18 protein-coding genes are annotated in these 17,933 nt (G+C 63.0%); 7 read left to right on the forward strand and 11 right to left on the reverse strand.

The annotated features are described in order from the left end of the window. Window positions 1-97: 97 nt before the first annotated feature. The 5 genes from recF to mutM all read right to left on the reverse strand — a co-directional run bounded on the left by recF (window position 98) and on the right by mutM (window position 6,114). The gene (gene recF, locus LSG43_RS01310) at window positions 98-1,216 is read right to left on the reverse strand and encodes a DNA replication/repair protein RecF (protein WP_231800615.1); all 1,119 of its coding nucleotides are present in this window, start codon (window positions 1,214-1,216) and stop codon (window positions 98-100) included. A gap of 15 nt (window positions 1,217-1,231) precedes the next feature. After that, window positions 1,232-2,350: a DNA polymerase III subunit beta gene (gene dnaN / locus LSG43_RS01315; RefSeq protein WP_231800617.1), complete on the reverse strand. Its 1,119-nt coding sequence runs from the start codon at window positions 2,348-2,350 to the stop codon at window positions 1,232-1,234. A gap of 194 nt (window positions 2,351-2,544) precedes the next feature. Further along, on the reverse strand, window positions 2,545-3,993 hold the full coding sequence (gene dnaA, locus LSG43_RS01320; protein WP_231800618.1) for a chromosomal replication initiator protein DnaA: 1,449 nt from the start codon (window positions 3,991-3,993) through the stop codon (window positions 2,545-2,547). Window positions 3,994-4,789: 796 nt separating this feature from the next. After that, window positions 4,790-5,056, reverse strand: coding sequence for a 30S ribosomal protein S20 (gene rpsT / locus LSG43_RS01325; protein WP_231800621.1), 267 nt, complete (start codon window positions 5,054-5,056; stop codon window positions 4,790-4,792). Between the two features lie 176 nt (window positions 5,057-5,232). Further along, the gene (gene mutM / locus LSG43_RS01330; RefSeq protein WP_231800623.1) at window positions 5,233-6,114 is read right to left on the reverse strand and encodes a bifunctional DNA-formamidopyrimidine glycosylase/DNA-(apurinic or apyrimidinic site) lyase; all 882 of its coding nucleotides are present in this window, start codon (window positions 6,112-6,114) and stop codon (window positions 5,233-5,235) included. 118 nt (window positions 6,115-6,232) lie between these two features. Between mutM and ubiE the strand changes: the two genes are divergently transcribed. From ubiE to LSG43_RS01365, 7 genes are all read left to right on the forward strand, one after another. Continuing rightward, entirely contained in the window at window positions 6,233-6,997 is a 765-nt protein-coding gene (gene ubiE, locus LSG43_RS01335) for a bifunctional demethylmenaquinone methyltransferase/2-methoxy-6-polyprenyl-1,4-benzoquinol methylase UbiE (protein ID WP_231800625.1), read from the forward strand. Next, entirely contained in the window at window positions 6,998-8,539 is a 1,542-nt protein-coding gene (gene ubiB / locus LSG43_RS01340) for a 2-polyprenylphenol 6-hydroxylase (RefSeq protein WP_231800627.1), read from the forward strand. A gap of 2 nt (window positions 8,540-8,541) precedes the next feature. Next, complete coding sequence (gene coaBC / locus LSG43_RS01345) at window positions 8,542-9,753, forward strand: bifunctional phosphopantothenoylcysteine decarboxylase/phosphopantothenate--cysteine ligase CoaBC (protein ID WP_231800629.1); 1,212 nt, start codon at window positions 8,542-8,544, stop codon at window positions 9,751-9,753. Window positions 9,754-9,864: 111 nt separating this feature from the next. Further along, complete coding sequence (locus LSG43_RS01350; protein ID WP_231800631.1) at window positions 9,865-10,458, forward strand: hypothetical protein; 594 nt, start codon at window positions 9,865-9,867, stop codon at window positions 10,456-10,458. 5 nt (window positions 10,459-10,463) lie between these two features. Continuing rightward, window positions 10,464-10,913 (forward strand): dUTP diphosphatase, encoded by a 450-nt coding sequence (gene dut, locus LSG43_RS01355; RefSeq protein WP_231800633.1) that lies wholly within the window; start codon window positions 10,464-10,466, stop codon window positions 10,911-10,913. Then, window positions 10,873-11,619, forward strand: coding sequence for a DUF2259 domain-containing protein (locus LSG43_RS01360; RefSeq protein ID WP_231800640.1), 747 nt, complete (start codon window positions 10,873-10,875; stop codon window positions 11,617-11,619). The genes dut and LSG43_RS01360 overlap by 41 nt, the downstream gene beginning before the upstream one ends. Next, the gene (locus tag LSG43_RS01365) at window positions 11,616-12,356 is read left to right on the forward strand and encodes a HesA/MoeB/ThiF family protein (protein WP_369412433.1); all 741 of its coding nucleotides are present in this window, start codon (window positions 11,616-11,618) and stop codon (window positions 12,354-12,356) included. The genes LSG43_RS01360 and LSG43_RS01365 overlap by 4 nt, the downstream gene beginning before the upstream one ends. 3 nt (window positions 12,357-12,359) lie before the next feature. Here the strand turns inward: LSG43_RS01365 and fabB are convergent, their stop codons facing one another. The 6 genes from fabB to LSG43_RS01395 all read right to left on the reverse strand — a co-directional run bounded on the left by fabB (window position 12,360) and on the right by LSG43_RS01395 (window position 17,927). Continuing rightward, on the reverse strand, window positions 12,360-13,586 hold the full coding sequence (fabB, locus tag LSG43_RS01370) for a beta-ketoacyl-ACP synthase I (RefSeq protein ID WP_231800643.1): 1,227 nt from the start codon (window positions 13,584-13,586) through the stop codon (window positions 12,360-12,362). Window positions 13,587-13,651: 65 nt separating this feature from the next. Beyond that, complete coding sequence (gene fabA, locus LSG43_RS01375; RefSeq protein WP_231800646.1) at window positions 13,652-14,167, reverse strand: 3-hydroxyacyl-[acyl-carrier-protein] dehydratase FabA; 516 nt, start codon at window positions 14,165-14,167, stop codon at window positions 13,652-13,654. Window positions 14,168-14,293: 126 nt separating this feature from the next. Next, complete coding sequence (rpoN, locus tag LSG43_RS01380; protein ID WP_231800647.1) at window positions 14,294-15,796, reverse strand: RNA polymerase factor sigma-54; 1,503 nt, start codon at window positions 15,794-15,796, stop codon at window positions 14,294-14,296. Between the two features lie 139 nt (window positions 15,797-15,935). Next, window positions 15,936-16,727, reverse strand: a complete 792-nt coding sequence (lptB, locus tag LSG43_RS01385) for an LPS export ABC transporter ATP-binding protein (protein ID WP_369412434.1) — start codon at window positions 16,725-16,727, stop codon at window positions 15,936-15,938. Then, window positions 16,684-17,265, reverse strand: a complete 582-nt coding sequence (locus LSG43_RS01390) for an LptA/OstA family protein (protein ID WP_231800650.1) — start codon at window positions 17,263-17,265, stop codon at window positions 16,684-16,686. Before LSG43_RS01390 ends, lptB begins: the two co-directional genes overlap by 44 nt. Further along, window positions 17,265-17,927 (reverse strand): hypothetical protein, encoded by a 663-nt coding sequence (locus LSG43_RS01395; protein WP_231800651.1) that lies wholly within the window; start codon window positions 17,925-17,927, stop codon window positions 17,265-17,267. The genes LSG43_RS01390 and LSG43_RS01395 overlap by 1 nt, the downstream gene beginning before the upstream one ends. Window positions 17,928-17,933 lie beyond the last annotated feature (6 nt).

Genomic DNA, 17,933 nt, shown 5'->3' on the forward strand with positions numbered 1-17,933 from the left:
CTTTGTTGGGGACCGTTCCGTTGTAGCCGATCCCCTCGTTTTCCCAAAGCAATTTGCCGGAAATTCTAGATCTTAAATGGGCAAAAATCGCCGATTTTCAACCGGTTTGGTGCAATTGGCCGCTCGCAACGGCAAAGTGTTGCGCCCGCGCCCCCAGATCGGCGAAAAGCACCGGGTCCGTGCCCGTCATCCAGCATTGCGTATCGAGCTTATCCAGCGCGTCGAAAAGCGCTGCGCGACGCTTTGGATCGAGATGCGCGGCAATTTCATCGAGCAGCAGAAAGGGCGCGATGCCTGTCATCTCTTTTACCAGCCGCGCGTGGATCAACACCAGACCGATCAGCAGCGCTTTTTGCTCTCCGGTTGAACACAACCCCGCCGGCATGCCCTTTTGCCGGTGAGTGACCGAAAAATCGACCCTGTGTGGCCCCAGTGTGGTCCGCCCCGCGGCACGGTCGAGCGCGCGGGATGCTCTCCAGCGCAGAGCCAGCTCGCCTTCGAGCTCGGAGGCCGTTTTGGGCTCGGCGTCTTCGAGCAGTGGGGAAAGATCGAGGAGCGCCTCGGGAAAGCCCGTGTCGGCGACCGAGGACGCCATCAGCGCCTGCAGGTGGGTGAGAGAGTCCGTGCGTGCAAAATGGACCGCCGAGGCGTATTCGGCCATCTGCGCCTCGATCGCCGACATCCACGCCGGGTCACCGTTCTCGTCCAGAAGCCGATTGCGCTGGCGCATGGCGGTTTCGAAATCGGCAACTGCGGCGCCATGCCCGGGAATGAGCGTTGTCACCAGCCTGTCGAAGAACCGCCGACGCTCGGACGCCGGGCCGGAAAAAAGTCCGTCCATGGCCGGTGTGAGCCACAACAGGCGCAGATATTCGCTCATCTGCGTCACCGATGAGGCGTTGGTGCCGTTGATCCGCACGCGCCGCGACCCCGCATCCCCGGCCGCTCCTGTGCCGATATCGACCGGCCCGTATTCGGTTTCGATGCTCGCCGCGACCGCCCAATTGCCATCCGAACCCGAAAGCGCAAGCGTATCGAACGGCGCCCGCCGCAATCCCCGGCCCGGCGAGAGCAAAGACACAGCTTCAATGAGATTGGTCTTGCCGGCGCCGTTCTCGCCCGTCAGCACCACATGACGCGGCGCAAGGTCGAGCGCGGCGCTCGCGTAGTTGCGAAAACTGGTGAGCCTGAGCCGCGAGATGTAGCGCTGGGGCATGGACCGCCCGCCGGGCTACACCCGCATCGGCATCAGAACGAACTGCGCCTGGGTCTCCCCGTCTTCCTTGACGAGCGTGGGCGACCCCGCGTCGTTGAAAAGGAACAGCGCGTTCTCGGTGCGGATCTGGGAGATGATCTCGAGCAGATAGCGTGCATTGAAGCCGATCTCGAACGCTTCGACGTCGAACTCGACGGCGAGTTCCTCATTGGCGGTGCCGTGATCGGGATTGGTGACCGACAGCTCCAGCATACCTTCGGACAGCGAGAGCTTCACCGCCTTGCCGCCGCGTTCGGACGCAATCGTCGAAACACGGTCGACCGCCTTGGCGAGGCCGTCGCGGTCCACCCGTAAAAGCTTGTCGTTGTTTTTCGGCGTCACGCGTTCATAGTCGGGGAAGCTGCCCTCGATGAGCTTCGAAAGAAGCACCACGCCCCCGAGCGTGAACCGGATCTTGGTGTCCGAAAGCTCGACCTCGACATCACCCTCGACGCCGTCCAGCAGCTTCAAGACCTCCGAAACCGTCTTGCGCGGCACGATAATCCCCGGCATCCCGGCCGATCCGGAAGGCGCCTCGGCCTCAACCCGCGCGAGCCGGTGCCCATCGGTTGCCACCGCGCGCATGACAATGCCGTCGCCGGCGTCGATCGTGTGGATGAAAATACCGTTGAGGTAGTACCGCGTTTCCTCATTGGAAATCGCGAACTGCGTGCGCTCGATAAGGTCCTTGAGCGCTTCGGCAGGGATCGAGAACGTATGCGTGAAGCTGCCCGATTTGAGGTCGGGGAAGCCGTCGGGGTTGAGACAGGCAAGGTGGAAGCGCGAGCGGCCCGAGGTGATCGACATCTGGTCCGCGCCGTCGGTCTCGAGCACGACCTCTGCCCCGTCCGACAGCTTGCGCACGATTTCGTAAAGCGTGTGCGCGGGCACGGTTGTGACGCCCGGCGTGCCGGTCATGGCGGGAACGGTCTCAGTCACCTCGATATCGAGATCGGTCGCCCTCAAATCCAACCCTTCGGCCGTCGCGCTCATCAGCACGTTCGCGAGGATCGGATAGGTGTTGCGGCGCTCAACGACCCGGTGCACATGGCCAAGCGATTTCAGCAAGTGGTTGCGCTCAAGCGTGACCTTCATCGCGTATTCATACCCCTTCAGGAAACCCGTGGTGCAGCGCGGCCCGGCATCGGCCCGCAATCCCGGCAGAACACCGGGCGGAGACCCTGCCCCCATTGGCCCGAAAACGCAAGGCCCCACCCCGTCGCAGGCCGCCGGGGTGGGGGATTTTCCGCAGGATTTGCTAGATGGCGGGGGGCGGCGCCAGCGATCCCCTATTCTTCGAGCATCCGCTTGAGGAGTTCGATCTCCTGGGTCAGATCTCCGTCGTCGCGCATGAGTTGTTCGACCTTACGCACCGAGTGAAGCACGGTCGTATGATCGCGGCCGCCGAACCGGCGCCCGATCTCGGGGAGCGAACGCGAGGTCAGGGCCTTGGCAAGATACATCGCGATCTGGCGCGGGCGCACCACGTCGCGCGAGCGGCGCGAGGAGAGCAGATCGGTTCGACGCACGTTGTAGTGCCGCGCCACGATCCGCAGGATGTCCTCGATCCTCACCCGCGGCGTTTCCCGGCTGCGGATCAGGTCCTGCAGCGTCTTTTCGGCAAGCCCGACGGTAATCGGTTCGCCCGTGAGCTGATTGGCCGCCACCAGGCGGTTGACCGCCCCGTCCAGATCGCGTCCGTGCGAAACGATGCAGCGCGCGATGAAATCGATGACAGGCGCGGGAAAGGCGAGCCCCGCAAATCGGGACGACGCCTGATCAGCCCGCTTCTGCACGATGGCGCGGCGCAAATCCATATCGAAGGGCGCAATGGGGATGACGAGGCCGCCCGAAAGCCGCGACCGCACGCGGTCGTCGAGCATTTCGAGATCCCGCGGCGGCGCGTCGCCCGCAACGACCACCTGCTTGGTCCCCGAAATCAGCGAGGAGAGCGTGTGGCCGAATTCGGTGGCCGACTTGCCCTGCAGGAACTGCATGTCATCGATCAGAAGAAGGTCGATCCGGCGCAGCCATTCCTTGAAGGCCAGAGCGGACTGGTGCTTCACGGCCGTAATGAAATGATACATGAAATGGTCGGCAGTGAGGTACACGATATTGCGGCCCGCATCGGACGCACCGGCAGCCCAGGCAATGGCGTTCAAAAGGTGGGTCTTGCCCAGCCCCACGGTCGAATGGATATAGACCGGGTTGAAAGTGACCGTATTGTTCGCGGCTGCCGATGCCACCTGCTTTGCGACGCCGAGCGCCATTTCGTTGGCGCCGCCGGCAACGAAGGTCTCGAAGGTCAGCTTGCGGTCGAGCGCGCTGCCCGAAAGCGCGTCCGCCGGCGCACCTCCGGCCGCACCGAACATCGTACCCGCCGAGCTGGCGGGGACCGGACGGACCTCGGCCTCCTGCGCTGCGGTTTCGACGCGTTCGGGCGAGACGTCGCTGCCGGCCACGAGCCGCGGGCGCGCCTGCCCGTTGATCCGCACGGTCAGATGCAGGCGCGAAATCGCCTCGTCCTCGGCGCGGAACGCCTCCAGGATTTTTTCGACGTAGTTCGATTGTATCCAGGAGCACAAAAATCGCGTCGGCACCGACAGATGCGCCAAGTCGCCGACGATTTCCTCAAGCGCAAGGCGTGCGAACCAGGAGGTGAAAATGTCTTCTCCGACCGCCGCCCGCAGCCGTGCGCGCACCCGCAGCCACAACTGCTCGGTATCGCCCGTTGTCATAGTCTTTGTCCCGCATTGTGCCCCAGTTTCGCCGCGCGGGTTTAGATCCGCTTGTGCTTTTTTGATTGGGTATGTGTCGCGATCCGCTGACGCGATCGATTCCATATTCGAGCCTCTTTCCCCGTTGCGCCGCCCGGTTGTTGAGCGGTCTGTGTTTTCCGTCAAAATACGCCCCAACGCAGACAACAATACTCACGCCCCATCAAATGATATTGATGGAGATCAGAATAACGAACAAATTGAAAACGGCGCGAACGCGCCTTTGGACTATATGTGAAACGACCTGGCTAGTAGTCCCGGCCTCGGCCGTGGAGCTGATGCTTGGCTTTCGCATCCGAGACTGTGCTCGATTGCATGGAACCCCCGGAGCCGCGCATCATGTTTCCCTCTTTTTTAGGCAGGACGGCGGTCGTTTCACTTGGATGCCCGCCGCTTTTGTTGTCATCCAATGAAGCCATTTTAGACAGCCAAATTTTGGCGCACAACCGCACATTTCGTCAAAAATGGGCTTGACTCTCACGTCATTTTTGAGCGCCCCCGGAAGGGGCTCGGAAAGCAAAAATTAAGGGTATGGGACTCCTTGAAGAATCGCCCCTCTGCCCAAATTTGAGGCGCCAAAAATTTTTTCCTGACAGCGCCGATTCGAACCGCCCCGTGGCGCAAAGGTGACAGTCACGTGACGGATTTGTTACGGAAATCCGAACGACGAAAAAACCCCCTCTCGGGGGCTGAAAACTCATTCTATTGGATCGGGAATATGGGGCCGGCAGGATACCTGACCGGCCCTGAAAAGGCCTTATGCGCCCAGCGCTTTGACTCGCTTGGCAAGGCGCGAAACCTTGCGGTTGGCGAGGTTCTTATGAAAGACACCCTTGCCGGCGGCACGCTGCAGCTCGGGCTCGGCGGCCCTGAGCGCGGCAGTCGCGGCGTCCTTGTCGCCCGAAGCGATCGCTTCTTCGACCTTGCGCAGATAAGTGCGCACGCGCGAGCGGCGGGCGATGTTGACTTTGGTGCGGGCTTCGATCTTGCGGGCGGCCTTCTTGGCCGAAGGGGTATTTGCCATTTTACGACTTCCTCGTGGCGATATGCCTTGCGTGCTACCCTGGGGCGCACAACCGGAATAGGAGCCGGGGATGTCCCGGCGCCGATGAAGGCTGCTCTATAGGAGCGGCAGGTTCGAGAGTCAACGCACTTTGTCGTGCCGGGCGAAGACGCGCCAGCAAGGCCGGCGCGGTTGTTTCAACGCTGGCAGACAGGGCAGAAAAAGCTCGATCGTCCCGCTTGCACGATCCGCTTAACCGTGCCCGGGCAGTCGGGTTTGAGGCAGGCTTCGCCCTCCCTGTCGTAAACGAGGAAATTGTGTTGGAAATAGCCTGGCCGTCCGTCCGCATTGCGGAAGTCTCTCAGGGTGGAGCCGCCCGCGGCGATCGCATCTTCGAGCACCGTTCTGATCGCACCCGGCAAGGCCATAAGAGCGGGGCGGGGTTTGCCGGTCTTCGTGGCAAGGCTCCCCGCGATGCGGGCCGGAGCGATACCGGCGATATGGAGCGCCTCGCACACATAGATATTTCCCAGGCCCGCGATCACCCGCTGGTCGAGCAGGACAGACTTGACGGGGCTCCTCTTCCCCATGAACGCTCTCCCGAGAAAATCCGCATTCAGCGCGTTGCCCAGAGGTTCCGGCCCCAGAAGGTCGAGATAGGGGTTGGGGGCGCTGGGACCAAAATGCGCCATGAAGCCGAACCGGCGTGGATCGCCATAATAAAGCGAGACTGCGCCGCGCTCGGGATGGCGGAGCCGGGCTGAAAAGTGAACATGCCGGGCGCCGGCCTCGCTCCTGAAGCGCCGCGAGGGCTCCTCAAGGGCTGTATCGTTGACCCAGAACGCCCCCGTCATGCCCAGATGCGCCAGCCACAACGCACCGTCGGACAGGTGGAAGAGCAGATATTTCGCCCGCCGACCCGTGGTCACCACCGTGCGGCCCATGAGCGCGTCCGCGAATCCTGGAGGAAACGGGAAGCGCAGGTCCGGGCGAAAGAGCGTTACCGCTTCGATCCGCGCGCCTTCGACAAAAGGCGCAAGACCGCGTCTTACCGTTTCGACTTCTGGAAGCTCGGGCATGGTTCGGAAGGTCCGCCAGGGCTGCGGCGCGGTAACCTTTTGCGGTCGGCCGTGCTTGCGTTATCGTTGGCCCAAGCCCATAACCACGTTGCTTTTAAAAGAACAAGAGTGCTCCGCCATGTCCCAGACGCACGAAACGACCCATTTCGGCACCGCCACCGTGCCGCTTGCGGACAAGCAGGGCATGGTCAACGAGGTCTTTTTCAAGGTCGCCGAGCGGTACGACCTGATGAACGATCTGATGAGCGGCGGCGTGCACCGCGTTTGGAAAGACACGATGGTCGCCCGGCTCGCTCCGCCTAGGACGGGGTCCCGGCCCTATAGGGTGCTCGACATGGCTGGGGGTACTGGCGACATAGCCATGCGCATCCTCGATGCCAGCCACGGCTATGCCCATGTGACGGTGTCGGACATCAATGCCGACATGCTTGCCGTCGGCGCCGAGCGCGCCAAATCCTGGCGTTACCCCGCGCAGGTCGAATTCGTCGAGGCCAACGCCGAGGAACTGCCCTTTGCGGACGCGAGCTTCGACGCCTATACGATCGCTTTCGGCATAAGGAACGTGCCACGTATCGAAAAAGCGCTTGCCGAAGCCCACAGGGTTCTCAAGCGCGGCGGGCGGCTTCTGGTGCTCGAATTCTCCAAGGTCGATGTCCCCGTTCTCGAAAAGGTCTATGATCTTTTCTCCGATGTGGTGATCCCCCCCATGGGCAAAATGGTCACCGGCGACGCTGCACCTTACCGCTATCTCGTCGATTCGATCCGCAATTTCCCCGATCCCGAGGCCTTTTCGGCCATGATCGCCGCCGCCGGGTTCAAGAGGGTCACCCACGACGCCCTCTCGGGCAATATCGCCGCGCTGCACGGAGCCTGGAAACTCTAGATGTTCGCTTATCTGCGGCTTCTCCGCGCCGGCTTCATTCTCGCGCGCGAGGGCGCCTTTTCGCTGGCCGAGAACCAGCCTCTGCCCCCGTCCGCCCGTTTCGCCGTCAAATGCGCGCGGCTGATCGAAAAGCGGGATGTCCGCAAGACCGGCAGGGTCACGCGTCTCGCCAATGCGCTCAACCGGTTGGGGCCAACCTATGTCAAGTTCGGGCAGTTGCTCGCCACGCGCCGCGATATCGTTGGGCCGGATGTGGCCGCCGACCTCGCCCAGCTCCAGGATGCCATGCCGCCTTTCGATGCGCGGCTGGTGCCGGGTCTTCTCGAAGAGGCACTGGGCGAAGATGCAGCCGCGCTGACCGATATCTCCGAGCCCATCGCCGCCGCCTCGATTGCCCAGGTCCATAAGGCGACCCTGACCCTGTCCGACGGCACCACCCGGACCGTGGCGGTCAAGCTCCTGCGTCCGGGCATCGTCCAGCGCTTCCACCGCGACCTCCAGGGCATGCGCGCGGCCACGCGCGCGCTCGAAACGCTCGTTCCTTCTGCCCGCCGGTTCAACGGCCAGCGCGTCGTCGATACGCTCACCCGGTCGGCGACGCTGGAAATGGACCTGCGCATGGAGGCCGCGGCCATCTCGGAGATGGCGGACAACAATGCCGAGGACGACGGCTTCCGTGTGCCAGAGGTCTATTGGGCCCAGACAGCGCGCTCGGTCCTCACCACCAACTGGATCGAAGCCATCCCTGTCCGCGACAGCGAGGCGATTGCCAAGGCGGGACTCGCCGGCAGCGAGCTGGCGATCACGCTCATCCAGAGCTTTCTCAAACACGCCATCCGCGATGGATTCTTCCACGCCGACATGCACCCGGGCAACCTTTTCGCCGACCCCCGGACCGGTGCCATCGTCGCCGTCGACCTCGGCATCATGGGCCGGATCGGGCTACCCGAGCGGCGCTTCCTCGCCCAGATCCTGCATGGCTTCATCACCCGTGACTACAAACGCATCGCCCAGATGCACTTTGACATAGGCTATGTACCTGCCGACCAGTCCGTCGACGATTTTGCTCAGGCGCTCCGTGCGATCGGCGAGCCCCTGGTAGGCCGCGGCGCAGACGAAATCTCAATGGCCAGGGTCCTCGGGCAATTGCTCGAAACCACCGAGGTCTTCAATATGAGCGCGCGGCCCGAACTGGTCCTCTTGCAAAAGAACATGGTGCTCGTCGAAGGCACAGCGCGCATGCTCGATCCCAGGTTCAATATGTGGACCGCCGCAGAGCCCGTGGTCGGCGATTGGGTCCGACGCCAGGTTGGCCCGTTGGGTCACATCGACCGCGCCCGCGAGAGTTTCGGCGAGATCGCCGGGCTTTTCGCCCGCGTGCCGGGTCTTGCAGCGCGCGCTGAGCGCGTGCTTGCGCAGATCGAAGCCGACCAACAGCGGGCCCGGCGGCGTGATAGGGTGATGGTTGCACTCAAATGGGGTGCGCTTATTGCGCTGGCCCTTGCCATCGCCCTCATGGCCGCAACGCTCTTGGGAGGCTAACAATGCTCCATGGCAGGCATATTCTGCTCATAATGTCCGGCGGCATCGCAGCGTACAAGGCACAGCTGCTCATACGGCTGATCCAGAGGGCCGGCGGAACGGTGCAGGCGATTTTGACCGAGAGCGCCACCGAATTCGTGTCGCCTCTGACGGTGTCGGCGCTGAGCGGCAGACCGGCGCTGACTGAGCTCTTCGATCTCACACAGGAATCCGAGATCGGTCATATCGAGCTTTCCCGCTCCGCCGATCTGATCGTGGTAGCGCCGGCAACGGCGAACCTCCTCGCCAAGCTCGCCCACGGTCTCGCCGACGACCTGGCATCGACGTGCCTTCTGGCCACGGACACGCCGATCATGGCCGCGCCGGCGATGAATGTACGGATGTGGGAAGCCGCCGCCACGCGCCGCAACATGACAGTGCTGCGCGACGATGGGGTCATCGTCGTGGGTCCCGATGAAGGCGATATGGCGTGCGGCGAATACGGGCCGGGCCGTATGGCCGAACCCGAAGCCATTCTTGAGGCCATCGAGGCGCATTTCCAAGGCGCGGACGGCGCCAAGCCGCTTGCAGGCCGGCACGTCATCGTCACCTCCGGCCCCACGCGCGAACCGATCGATCCGGTCCGCTACATCTCCAACGCCTCTTCGGGCAAGCAAGGCACGGCGATTGCCGAAGCGCTCGCCGCGCAGGGGGCCAGGGTGAGCTTTGTCACCGGCCCGGCCGAGTACGCCAATCCCCGGGGCTGCGAGGTTATTCGCGTAACGACGGCGCGGGAGATGGACGCCGCCGTCGGCGCGGCGCTGCCCGCCGATGTCGCAGTCTTCTGCGCTGCTGTCGCCGACTGGCACGTCACCAATCCCGCGCAGATCAAGATCAAGAAGGATTCCGGCGGGAACCCGCCCCTTCTCGACTTCGCGCCCAATCCCGACATTCTGAAACGCATTGCCGCGCTCGAGCCCGGGGGGCGCCCCGAACTCGTTATCGGTTTTGCCGCCGAGACTGGCGATCTCGAAGCCCGCGCGCGGGAGAAGTTTGCCGCCAAGGGCTGTGACTGGCTGCTCGCCAACGACGTCAGCGCCGAGCGTGGTGTCTTCGGCGGGGATGCGACAGAGATCGTCTTTTTTGACGCCAGCGGGCACACGTCCTGGGGCGCGATGGCCAAAACCGCTGTCGCGCAAAGGCTCGCACAGAAAATCGCCGCGCATTTTCGCTAAATGACAAGTGAATGGTTCGGGTTGCCAGCGGCCGGGATTCCGACCACAGTGCGCCGGGAAAGACATGGGCGTCCATGCGCCCGCAACGCTTGTGGACGGAGGCATAAAAGAATGAATTTCGCACCGATCGCCCGGCTGGGCGGCGCTGTGGCCGTGACCCTGGGTCTGGCCGCGTGCATGGACGTCACGATGGACCTTGAGGTTTTGAGCGAAACCGACGGGAGGGCGACGATGACGACGTCGGTTTCCAACGACGTCTACACGATGATCGAGCAGCAAGCTGACGAGGGCGGTGACGAATTCTGCCCCGACGGAGAGGTTGTCGCGGGCGACGCGACCACCGAATGCATCGTGACCTCCGAAGGCGCGTTCGACGAACTCGATCTCGGCGACGGCGAAGACGGTGGCCCCCGGATCGAGGCGATCGGAAACGGTCAGGTCCGCGTCAGCCTCCCCACCGGCGAACTCAACGAAGAGATTTCCCAAGGCATGGGCGAGGAGCAGGACGCCGAAATGATGGCGATGGTCTCGGCCATGTTCGAGGGCCACTACATTACCTTCAACGTGTCGGGTGGCGAAATCGTCGACACCAACATGGACCTTGCTGAAGATGGCATGGCCGCGAGCTACCAGATCCCATTCGCCGACCTGATGCAGGGCACGCTGGAGCTGCCCGACGAACTCTACGCGGTGGTGCAGAAATAGGACATATGATTGCGCTGAGTTTTCTCGAACATGGCAGGGGCTTGCCCCTGCCGAAGCGTCAAAGCGAGGACGCGGCGGGCTACGACCTCGCCGCGGCGTTAAGCGAAGACACGGTGCTTGTGCTGCCCCCCGGCGGCTACGACATGGTGCCGTGCGGCTTCGCGATCGCATTGCCGTCCGGCTTCGAGGCGCAGGTCCGCCCGCGCTCGGGACTCGCGGCCAGGCACGGGGTGACCGTACTCAACGCACCCGGCACGATCGACGCTGACTACCGCGGCGAGGTCAAGGTGGTCCTCATCAATCACGGCCGGGAACCCTTCGAAATCCGCCGCGGCGACCGCATCGCACAGATGGTGATCGCCGCGGTGCCCGATACCCAGTTTGTCGAAGTCGAAACGCTCGAGGAGACGGAACGTGGCAGCGGTGGCTTTGGGTCCACGGGCACCGGCGGTTAGCCTCGCGCTGGCCCTTGTCGCATTCGCGGTGCCGACGCAGGCGGCGGACCGGTATCAGTTCGACGCGCTGGGCTATTCGCAGGACGGCCGCTACTTCGCTTTCGAGCAGTTCGTCGTCCAGGATGGTTCGGGCTTTCCCGTCTCGGAAATCTTCATAATCGATCTCGATACCGACACCTTCGCTGCCGGCTCTCCTTTCGAGGGCCGCATGCAATCCGAAGAAGCGACGCTGCCGCAGGCGCGGGGGCAAGCCGGCACGGCGGCGGCGGGGGCCGCCGCAGAGCTGGGAATTTCCCGTCCCGCCGTGCCGATCGCACTTTTGGGCGATGGCGAACTCAGCGACGAGAGGCTCACGCTCGACTTCGGCATCCCCACCTGGGGGCTGGCCGAAACCGAGGGCGAATACGAGCTCAGCCTTGATATCTTCAAGGCTCCTTCAGGCGAAGATTGCATCGACTGGTTCGGGGATGAGCCGATGGGCTACGCTCTCGCGCTAACAGACAAGACCGGAACCCGTGAAATCCACCGCGATACCCGCGTACCGGCCTCGCGGGGCTGCACGATCACCTACAAGCTTTATGGCGTCTTCCTGCCGTTCGAGGCCTACGACCTCGATTCGGCCGTCGCTGTGCTCTCGGTCTGGTCGCATGGCTTCGAAGGTCCCGATCGAAAATTCATCGCTTTGCCCATCGGGGCACGCGAGTGAACCTTGGGCCTGAGGAAACCCGCCGCTACGCCCGCCATATCGTTCTCAAGGACATGGGCGGATCGGGCCAGCAGAAGCTCAAATCCGCGCGCGTACTGGTGATCGGGGCAGGGGGGCTGGGCACCCCCGTCGTCGCTTATCTCGCGGGCGCGGGCATCGGCAATCTTTCCATCCTCGACCCCGATACCGTTGACATCTCCAACTTGCAGCGGCAGGTGATCTACGAGACTGCCGACGCCGGACATGCCAAGGCCGAACGCGCACGGGACCACGCGGCGGCCCTCAACCCGCACATCGCGGTTGAGGCCGTGTCCGCGCGAATCGGAACCGAAAACGCCGGCGACCTCGTCGCCGGACACGATCTCGTCGTCGAGGGCACCGATAGCTTTGCTGCGAAAAAGGCAGTCGCAGACGCCTGCGCTGCCGCTCGTATCCCGCTTGTGACCGGTGCGCTGGGCCAGTTCGACGGGTCGTTGACCGTTCTCGCCCCGTTTCTCACCAACGCCGCCGGCGAATCCTGGCCGAGCTTCGCCGCCCTCTACCCGGTTGACCCCCGCCCGGAAGACAGCCCGCCCTGCGAGGAAGTCGGGGTCCTCAATGTCCTGCCGGGCATCGTCGGAGCAATGATGGCCAACGAAGCCATCAAATGGATCGCGGGGATCGGCGAGCCGCTCCTGGGCAAGCTCCTGATCTACTCGGCGCGGAGCGGCGAAACCCGCGTGATGCGATACCGGTGATTCTCACGCGTCGGGATGCTTGAACACCAGTGTCGCGTTTGTCCCCCCGAACCCGAAGCTGTTCGAGAGCACGCAAGCCAGATCCACATCGTCGCGGCGCTCGCGCAGGATCGGCATGTCCTCGAACTCTGGATCGAGCGTCTGGATATTGGCGCTCTCGCAGATGAAGCGGTTCTGCATCATCAAAAGCGAGTAGATGCACTCCTGTACGCCCGTGGCACCCAGCGAGTGCCCGGTGAGCGACTTCGTTGCCGAAAGCGGCGGGCATTTGTCCTCGTTGCCGAAAACCTCGCGCAGTGCCTCGATTTCCTTCCTGTCTCCGACAGGGGTCGAGGTCGCGTGGGGGTTGATGTAGTCGATCGGCATATTGACGGTTTCGAGCGCCATCCTCATGCACCGCACCGCCCCCTCGCCCGACGGCGCCACCATATCGTAGCCGTCCGACGTCGCGCCGTAGCCGATCAGTTCGGCAATGATATTGGCGCCGCGCGCCTTGGCGTGTTCGAGCTCTTCGAGGACCAGAACCCCCGCGCCACCGGCGATGACGAAACCGTCACGATCCTTGTCATAGGCGCGCGATGCGGTTTCCGGCGTGTCGTTGAAGTCCGAGCTCATCGCGCCCATGGCGTCGAAAAGGTTCGACATCGACCAGTCGAGATCTTCATGCCCGCCGGCAAAGACGATGTCCTGCTTGCCGAGCTGGATCTGTTCGTACGCATTGCCGATGCAGTGCTTCGAGGTCGCGCAGGCCGAGGAGATCGAATAGTTGACCCCGAGGATGCCATACGCGGTCGCGAGCGTCGCCGAAGCGGTCGAACTCATCGCTTTGGGCACGGCAAGCGGGCCGATGCGCTTGGGGCTCTTGCGTTCGCGGGTGATATCGGCGGCCTCGACGACCGCGCGGGTCGACGGTCCGCCCGACCCCATCACGATGCCCGTACGCGGGTTCTTGATGTCGGTTTCCTCGAGCCCGGCCATTTTGATGGCCTCTTCCATGGCGAGGTAGTTCCAAGCCGCGCCCTTGGCCATGAAGCGCGTCGTGCGCCGGTCGAGCATTTCGAACGGGTCGATCTTGGGCGCGCCGTGTACCTGGCAACGGAAGCCGAGATCGACGTAATCCTGCGCCTTGGATATCCCCGGGCGTGCGGCCTTGAGGCTCGCAAGCACCTCCTCAAGATTGTCGCCGATCGAGGAGACAATCCCCATACCGGTAACCACAACGCGTTTCATATCCGCCTCATTCCCTTGTGACCTGGTTGTGGAGCCCTGCTTCTGCGGCAGGTTCGCCGCGTGGCTTACATCGCACCGGGGTCGGTGAACAGCCCGACGCGCATATCCTTGGCTTCATATATGCGCTTGCCGTCTGCGTTTACATAGCCGTCAGCAATTCCGAGCGTCAGTCGCGAGCGCATGACGCGCTTGATGTCCACACCATATTCGACGCGCTTGACGTCGGTGGTAATCTGGCCGGTGAATTTGATTTCCCCCGCCAGCGCGCGTCCCCGCCCGGGCGAACCGCCCCAACCGAGGAAGAAACCGGTCATTTGCCAGAGCGCATCGAGTCCCAGGCAACCCGGCATCACCGGATCGCCGTGAAAGTGACACTGGAAAAACCACAAGTCCGGCGTGACATCGAGTTCCGCCCGCACCTGCCCCTTGCCGAACGGTCCGCCGTCGTCATCGATCCGCGTAATGCGATCGAACATCAACATCGGAGGCAGAGGCAGTTGCGCGTTTCCAGGTCCAAACAACTCACCGCGCCCACAGGCCAGCAACTGGTCGTAATCGTAAGAATGGGCGCGGTCTGCCATTGTGTTCCCTGAATTACCTCGAAGGTTGTGTGTAGAAGGCATTTGCAGGAAGGGTCAATAGACCATTTGGCGTGAACCGGGCCGAGTCGGGGTTTTCCCCGTAACGGCTGCGCGATGAACTGCCACTTAGGCCATTTGCGCTTTTTTTTGCCGCCTGCGGACAACCGACGAGGGGATGTTCATGCCCTCGCGGTACTTTGCGACCGTCCGGCGTGCCACCTCGATGCCCTGCTCGTTCTTGAGGACGTCCGCTATGGTGTCGTCCGAAAGAATGGCATCGGGCTTTTCCGCATCGATGAGCTGCCGGATGCGGTGACGCACCGCTTCGGCGGAATGATCTTCGCCGCCTGACGCGGACGTAAGCGCCGTTGTGAAGAAATACTTCATTTCAAAAAGCCCGCGCGGCGTGGCCATGTATTTGTTGGCCGTAACCCGCGAAACCGTCGACTCGTGCATATCTATGGCGCTCGCCACGGTCTTGAGCGTCATCGGCCGTAGATGAGAAATGCCGTAAGTGAAGAAGCCGTCCTGCTGTTTGACGATCTCGCTCGCCACCTTGAGAATGGTCTGGGCGCGCTGATCGAGGCTCTTGGTAAGCCAGTTCGCGGTCTGCAGGCAGTCGACGAGAAAGCTTTTCTCGCTCTGGTCGCGCGTCTTTTTCGAAACGGTTGCGTAGTACGTGCGGTTGACCAGAACCTTGGGCAGAATGTCGGAATTGAGTTCGATCTGCCAGGCGCCGCTGTTGCCGCGCCTAACGAAGACGTCCGGCACGACCGCCTGGATCGGCGCGCCGTCGAATGCCCGCCCCGGCCGGGGATCGAGCTCGCGGATTTCCGCCAGCATATCGAGAATGTCCTCACGATCGGCCCCCGTAGCCCGCATCAGCTGGGCAAAATCATGGCTCGCGACAAGGTCGAGATGCCGCAACAGTCCGGCCATCATCGGGTCGAGCCGGTTCTTGTCCTCAAGTTGAATGGCGAGGCATTCGGCTAGATCGCGCGCGAAGACGCCAACAGGGTCGCAGCCCTGGACTTTCTCGAGCACCGCCTCGACATGTGCGACGTCGGTGCCGAGCTGTTCGGCAATCTGGGCGCATGTTGTCGTGAGGTAGCCGCGCTCGTCGAGATTGTCGACGAGATTGCGCGCGATCAGCCGCTCCGCCGGATCCTTGATCAAGAGCCCGACCTGTTCGGAGAGGTGATCGGCAAGATTGGTCTGGGAGGAGACGAATTGATCGAGATCGGGTGCCTCGCCGCCAAAATCTCCTCCTTTGCCCTGCGGCCACGCGCTCGCCTGCGAAAGTGAATCCTGCCCGGTCTGTTCGGGAAACACATTGGCAACGTCGGTGTCGAACCCGTTGGCGATCGATACCGCGCTTTCGAGCCGGCCGCCATGATCGACGACGTCGCGGTAAGGATCGATTTCGGTATCTTTTTCGCGCGGCAACGCGTCCCCGGCGTCGGCGCTCGCGTCGTCGCGGTCAAGCAGCGGATTGCGCAGGAGTTCCGCGTCGACGAAGGCGTTGAGTTCGAGATGACTCAATTGCAGCAGCCGGATCGACTGCATCAATTGCGGGGTCAGCGTGAGGTTTTGCGATTGCCGGACTTCCAGCCGCGGCGAAAGCGCCATCGTTCGGTTCTTCCCACTTGCTCCCGGCGCACCCCCTGCGCGCCATCACGGCGCCGACCCTAGTGTGTTTTAGCGGGCTATACAAGTTTCGTGCCAGAAATAATGTCTGACAGATTTATGACAGGGCCCGATATGTGGCCTAAAGCGTGAAACTCTCGCCAAGATAGACGCGTCGTGCGTCCGGATCGGCCATGATCGTTTCCGGCGTTCCCTGAATCATGACATGCCCGTCATGAATGAGATACGCGCGGTCGACGAGCCGGAAGGTCTCGCGTACCTGATGGTCGGTGATGAGCACGCCAATGCCGCGTTGGGTGAGTTGCCGCACCAGCGCCTGGATATCGCCCACCGCGATCGGATCGACCCCGGCGAAGGGCTCGTCGAGGAGCATGAATTTCGGATCGGCCGCCAGCGCCCGGGCGATCTCGACCCGCCGCCGTTCGCCGCCCGAAAGCGCCAGCGCGTCCGAATCGCGCAGGTGCGAGACGTGGAACTCCTCGAGCAGCTCGTCGAGCCGGGCATGGCGCGCCTTTCTGTCCCGGATATGCCCCTCAAGCACCGCAAGGACATTGTCCTTGACCGACAGGCCGCGGAAGATCGAGGCTTCTTGTGGCAGATAGCCGATCCCCAGCCGCCCGCGCTGATAAAGCGGGAGGTGCGTGATCGTATGCCCGTCGAGCATGACCTCGCCCCTGTCGGGCGGCACCAACCCCATGATCATGGTGAAAACGGTCGTCTTGCCAGCGCCGTTGGGGCCCAGAAGCCCGACCGCCTCGCCGCGCTTTACGGCTATTGAGACGTCGCCGACCACCTGTCGGCCTTTGAAGCTCTTGGCCAGCCCGTTCGCGACGAGCCAGTCGCGCGCCATTTCGTTGCGCATGGATGTCCTACTCGTTCCCGGGCGTGAAAATGCCGGTGACGCGCCCGTCATTCGCGCCTTCCCCGCCGCCGGCGAAGCGCGAGGTGCCCGCGCGGGTATCGATGATCAGTTCGGCGCTGGTGATCGTGCCTGAAGCGTTGACCACCACGACATCGCCCGTGAAAACGAGAATGCGGTTTTCAAAGTCGTAGACCGCCTTGTTCCCGTCCACCGTCTGATCCTCCGTGATCATGCGCACCCGCCCGCCCGAGGCGGTGAAACTCACAAGATCCGAGGGGCCACCTTCGCCATAGAGCACGTCGACCTGTCCGGCGGTCATTTCCATGCTGCCCTGAATGATTCTGACATTGCCCGTGAACAGGGCCGAATTGCTGTCCTCGGTAATCTGCAGATCGTCCGCGGTGATTTCGACGGTTTCCCCGGCATCGGCGGCAAGCGCGTCGGCACCAAGCGGATCATTCTGCGGTGCCGCGCCCGCTTGCGCTGGCGCCGCGTCGGGGGCAGGGGTGAGCTCCTGCGACTCCTGCGCCAACACGGGCAGAACCGCCAGAACCGCGCAGAGCGCTACAAAACCGGGCCAATGCCGCATCATTCGTTCTCCGTCACCTCGCCTGTCCTGGGTGTGCCGGCATCGGCTACCGGCTGCATCTCGACCTTCGGCCCGGTAAAGTGCCACGTTGCCGCGGCAATGTCGTGAACCATCGTGTTTGCATTGAGTTCGGACCCGTTAGCATAGGTGAAACGTACCGGTCCGTCGCTTTTGATGATCTGCGCCGGCCAGTCGGCCTCGGCGCCCTCGAGCACACCTTGCGCGCCCGTGGAATCCTCGACGTAAACGGTCTCATCCGAGCTCAGATATTCTCTGCTCATCGTCCATTCCGCGCGCGAGAAGGTGACCTCGGCCCAATACCCCGCCGCACCGTCGAGATCGATAGTGAGGTCATAAAGTGTCGAAACGTCGAGATTGCCCGTATCGCTTTCCGAGCGCGCCGCTTCCATGCGGTAGACCGCGCCGTCCGCGGTGAGCCCTTCAAAGCGCGGGGACTGGATAACCAGGGTATCGGCATCGAGCGCCGCACCATCCACGACGATGGTCTCCCCGACAACGCCAAGTGCGAACTGGATCAAAGGCACCGAGAACAGAATGAGCCCCGCAACCGGCACCGCGATCCGCAACGCCGCTATCGCCCGGTTGTGCCGGGCGATATTGCGGTAGACCGCTTCGCTCATGTCCGGCTGGGCTGCGCTCAAGGCAGT

Origin of the sequence: Pelagibacterium xiamenense (genome assembly GCF_021166475.1) — a bacterium.
Lineage (GTDB): Bacteria > Pseudomonadota > Alphaproteobacteria > Rhizobiales > Devosiaceae > Pelagibacterium > Pelagibacterium xiamenense.

Coding starts and splice junctions, on each gene's coding strand:
- recF (WP_231800615.1), bottom strand. CDS start 1,216: ATGCCCCAGCGCTACATCTCGCGGCTCAGGCTCACCAGTTTTCGCAAC.
- dnaN (WP_231800617.1), bottom strand. CDS start 2,350: ATGAAGGTCACGCTTGAGCGCAACCACTTGCTGAAATCGCTTGGCCAT.
- dnaA (WP_231800618.1), bottom strand. CDS start 3,993: ATGACAACGGGCGATACCGAGCAGTTGTGGCTGCGGGTGCGCGCACGG.
- rpsT (WP_231800621.1), bottom strand. CDS start 5,056: ATGGCAAATACCCCTTCGGCCAAGAAGGCCGCCCGCAAGATCGAAGCC.
- mutM (WP_231800623.1), bottom strand. CDS start 6,114: ATGCCCGAGCTTCCAGAAGTCGAAACGGTAAGACGCGGTCTTGCGCCT.
- ubiE (WP_231800625.1), top strand. CDS start 6,233: ATGTCCCAGACGCACGAAACGACCCATTTCGGCACCGCCACCGTGCCG.
- ubiB (WP_231800627.1), top strand. CDS start 6,998: ATGTTCGCTTATCTGCGGCTTCTCCGCGCCGGCTTCATTCTCGCGCGC.
- coaBC (WP_231800629.1), top strand. CDS start 8,542: ATGCTCCATGGCAGGCATATTCTGCTCATAATGTCCGGCGGCATCGCA.
- LSG43_RS01350 (WP_231800631.1), top strand. CDS start 9,865: ATGAATTTCGCACCGATCGCCCGGCTGGGCGGCGCTGTGGCCGTGACC.
- dut (WP_231800633.1), top strand. CDS start 10,464: ATGATTGCGCTGAGTTTTCTCGAACATGGCAGGGGCTTGCCCCTGCCG.
- fabB (WP_231800643.1), bottom strand. CDS start 13,586: ATGAAACGCGTTGTGGTTACCGGTATGGGGATTGTCTCCTCGATCGGC.
- fabA (WP_231800646.1), bottom strand. CDS start 14,167: ATGGCAGACCGCGCCCATTCTTACGATTACGACCAGTTGCTGGCCTGT.
- rpoN (WP_231800647.1), bottom strand. CDS start 15,796: ATGGCGCTTTCGCCGCGGCTGGAAGTCCGGCAATCGCAAAACCTCACG.
- lptB (WP_369412434.1), bottom strand. CDS start 16,727: ATGACGGGCGCGTCACCGGCATTTTCACGCCCGGGAACGAGTAGGACA.
- LSG43_RS01390 (WP_231800650.1), bottom strand. CDS start 17,265: ATGCGGCATTGGCCCGGTTTTGTAGCGCTCTGCGCGGTTCTGGCGGTT.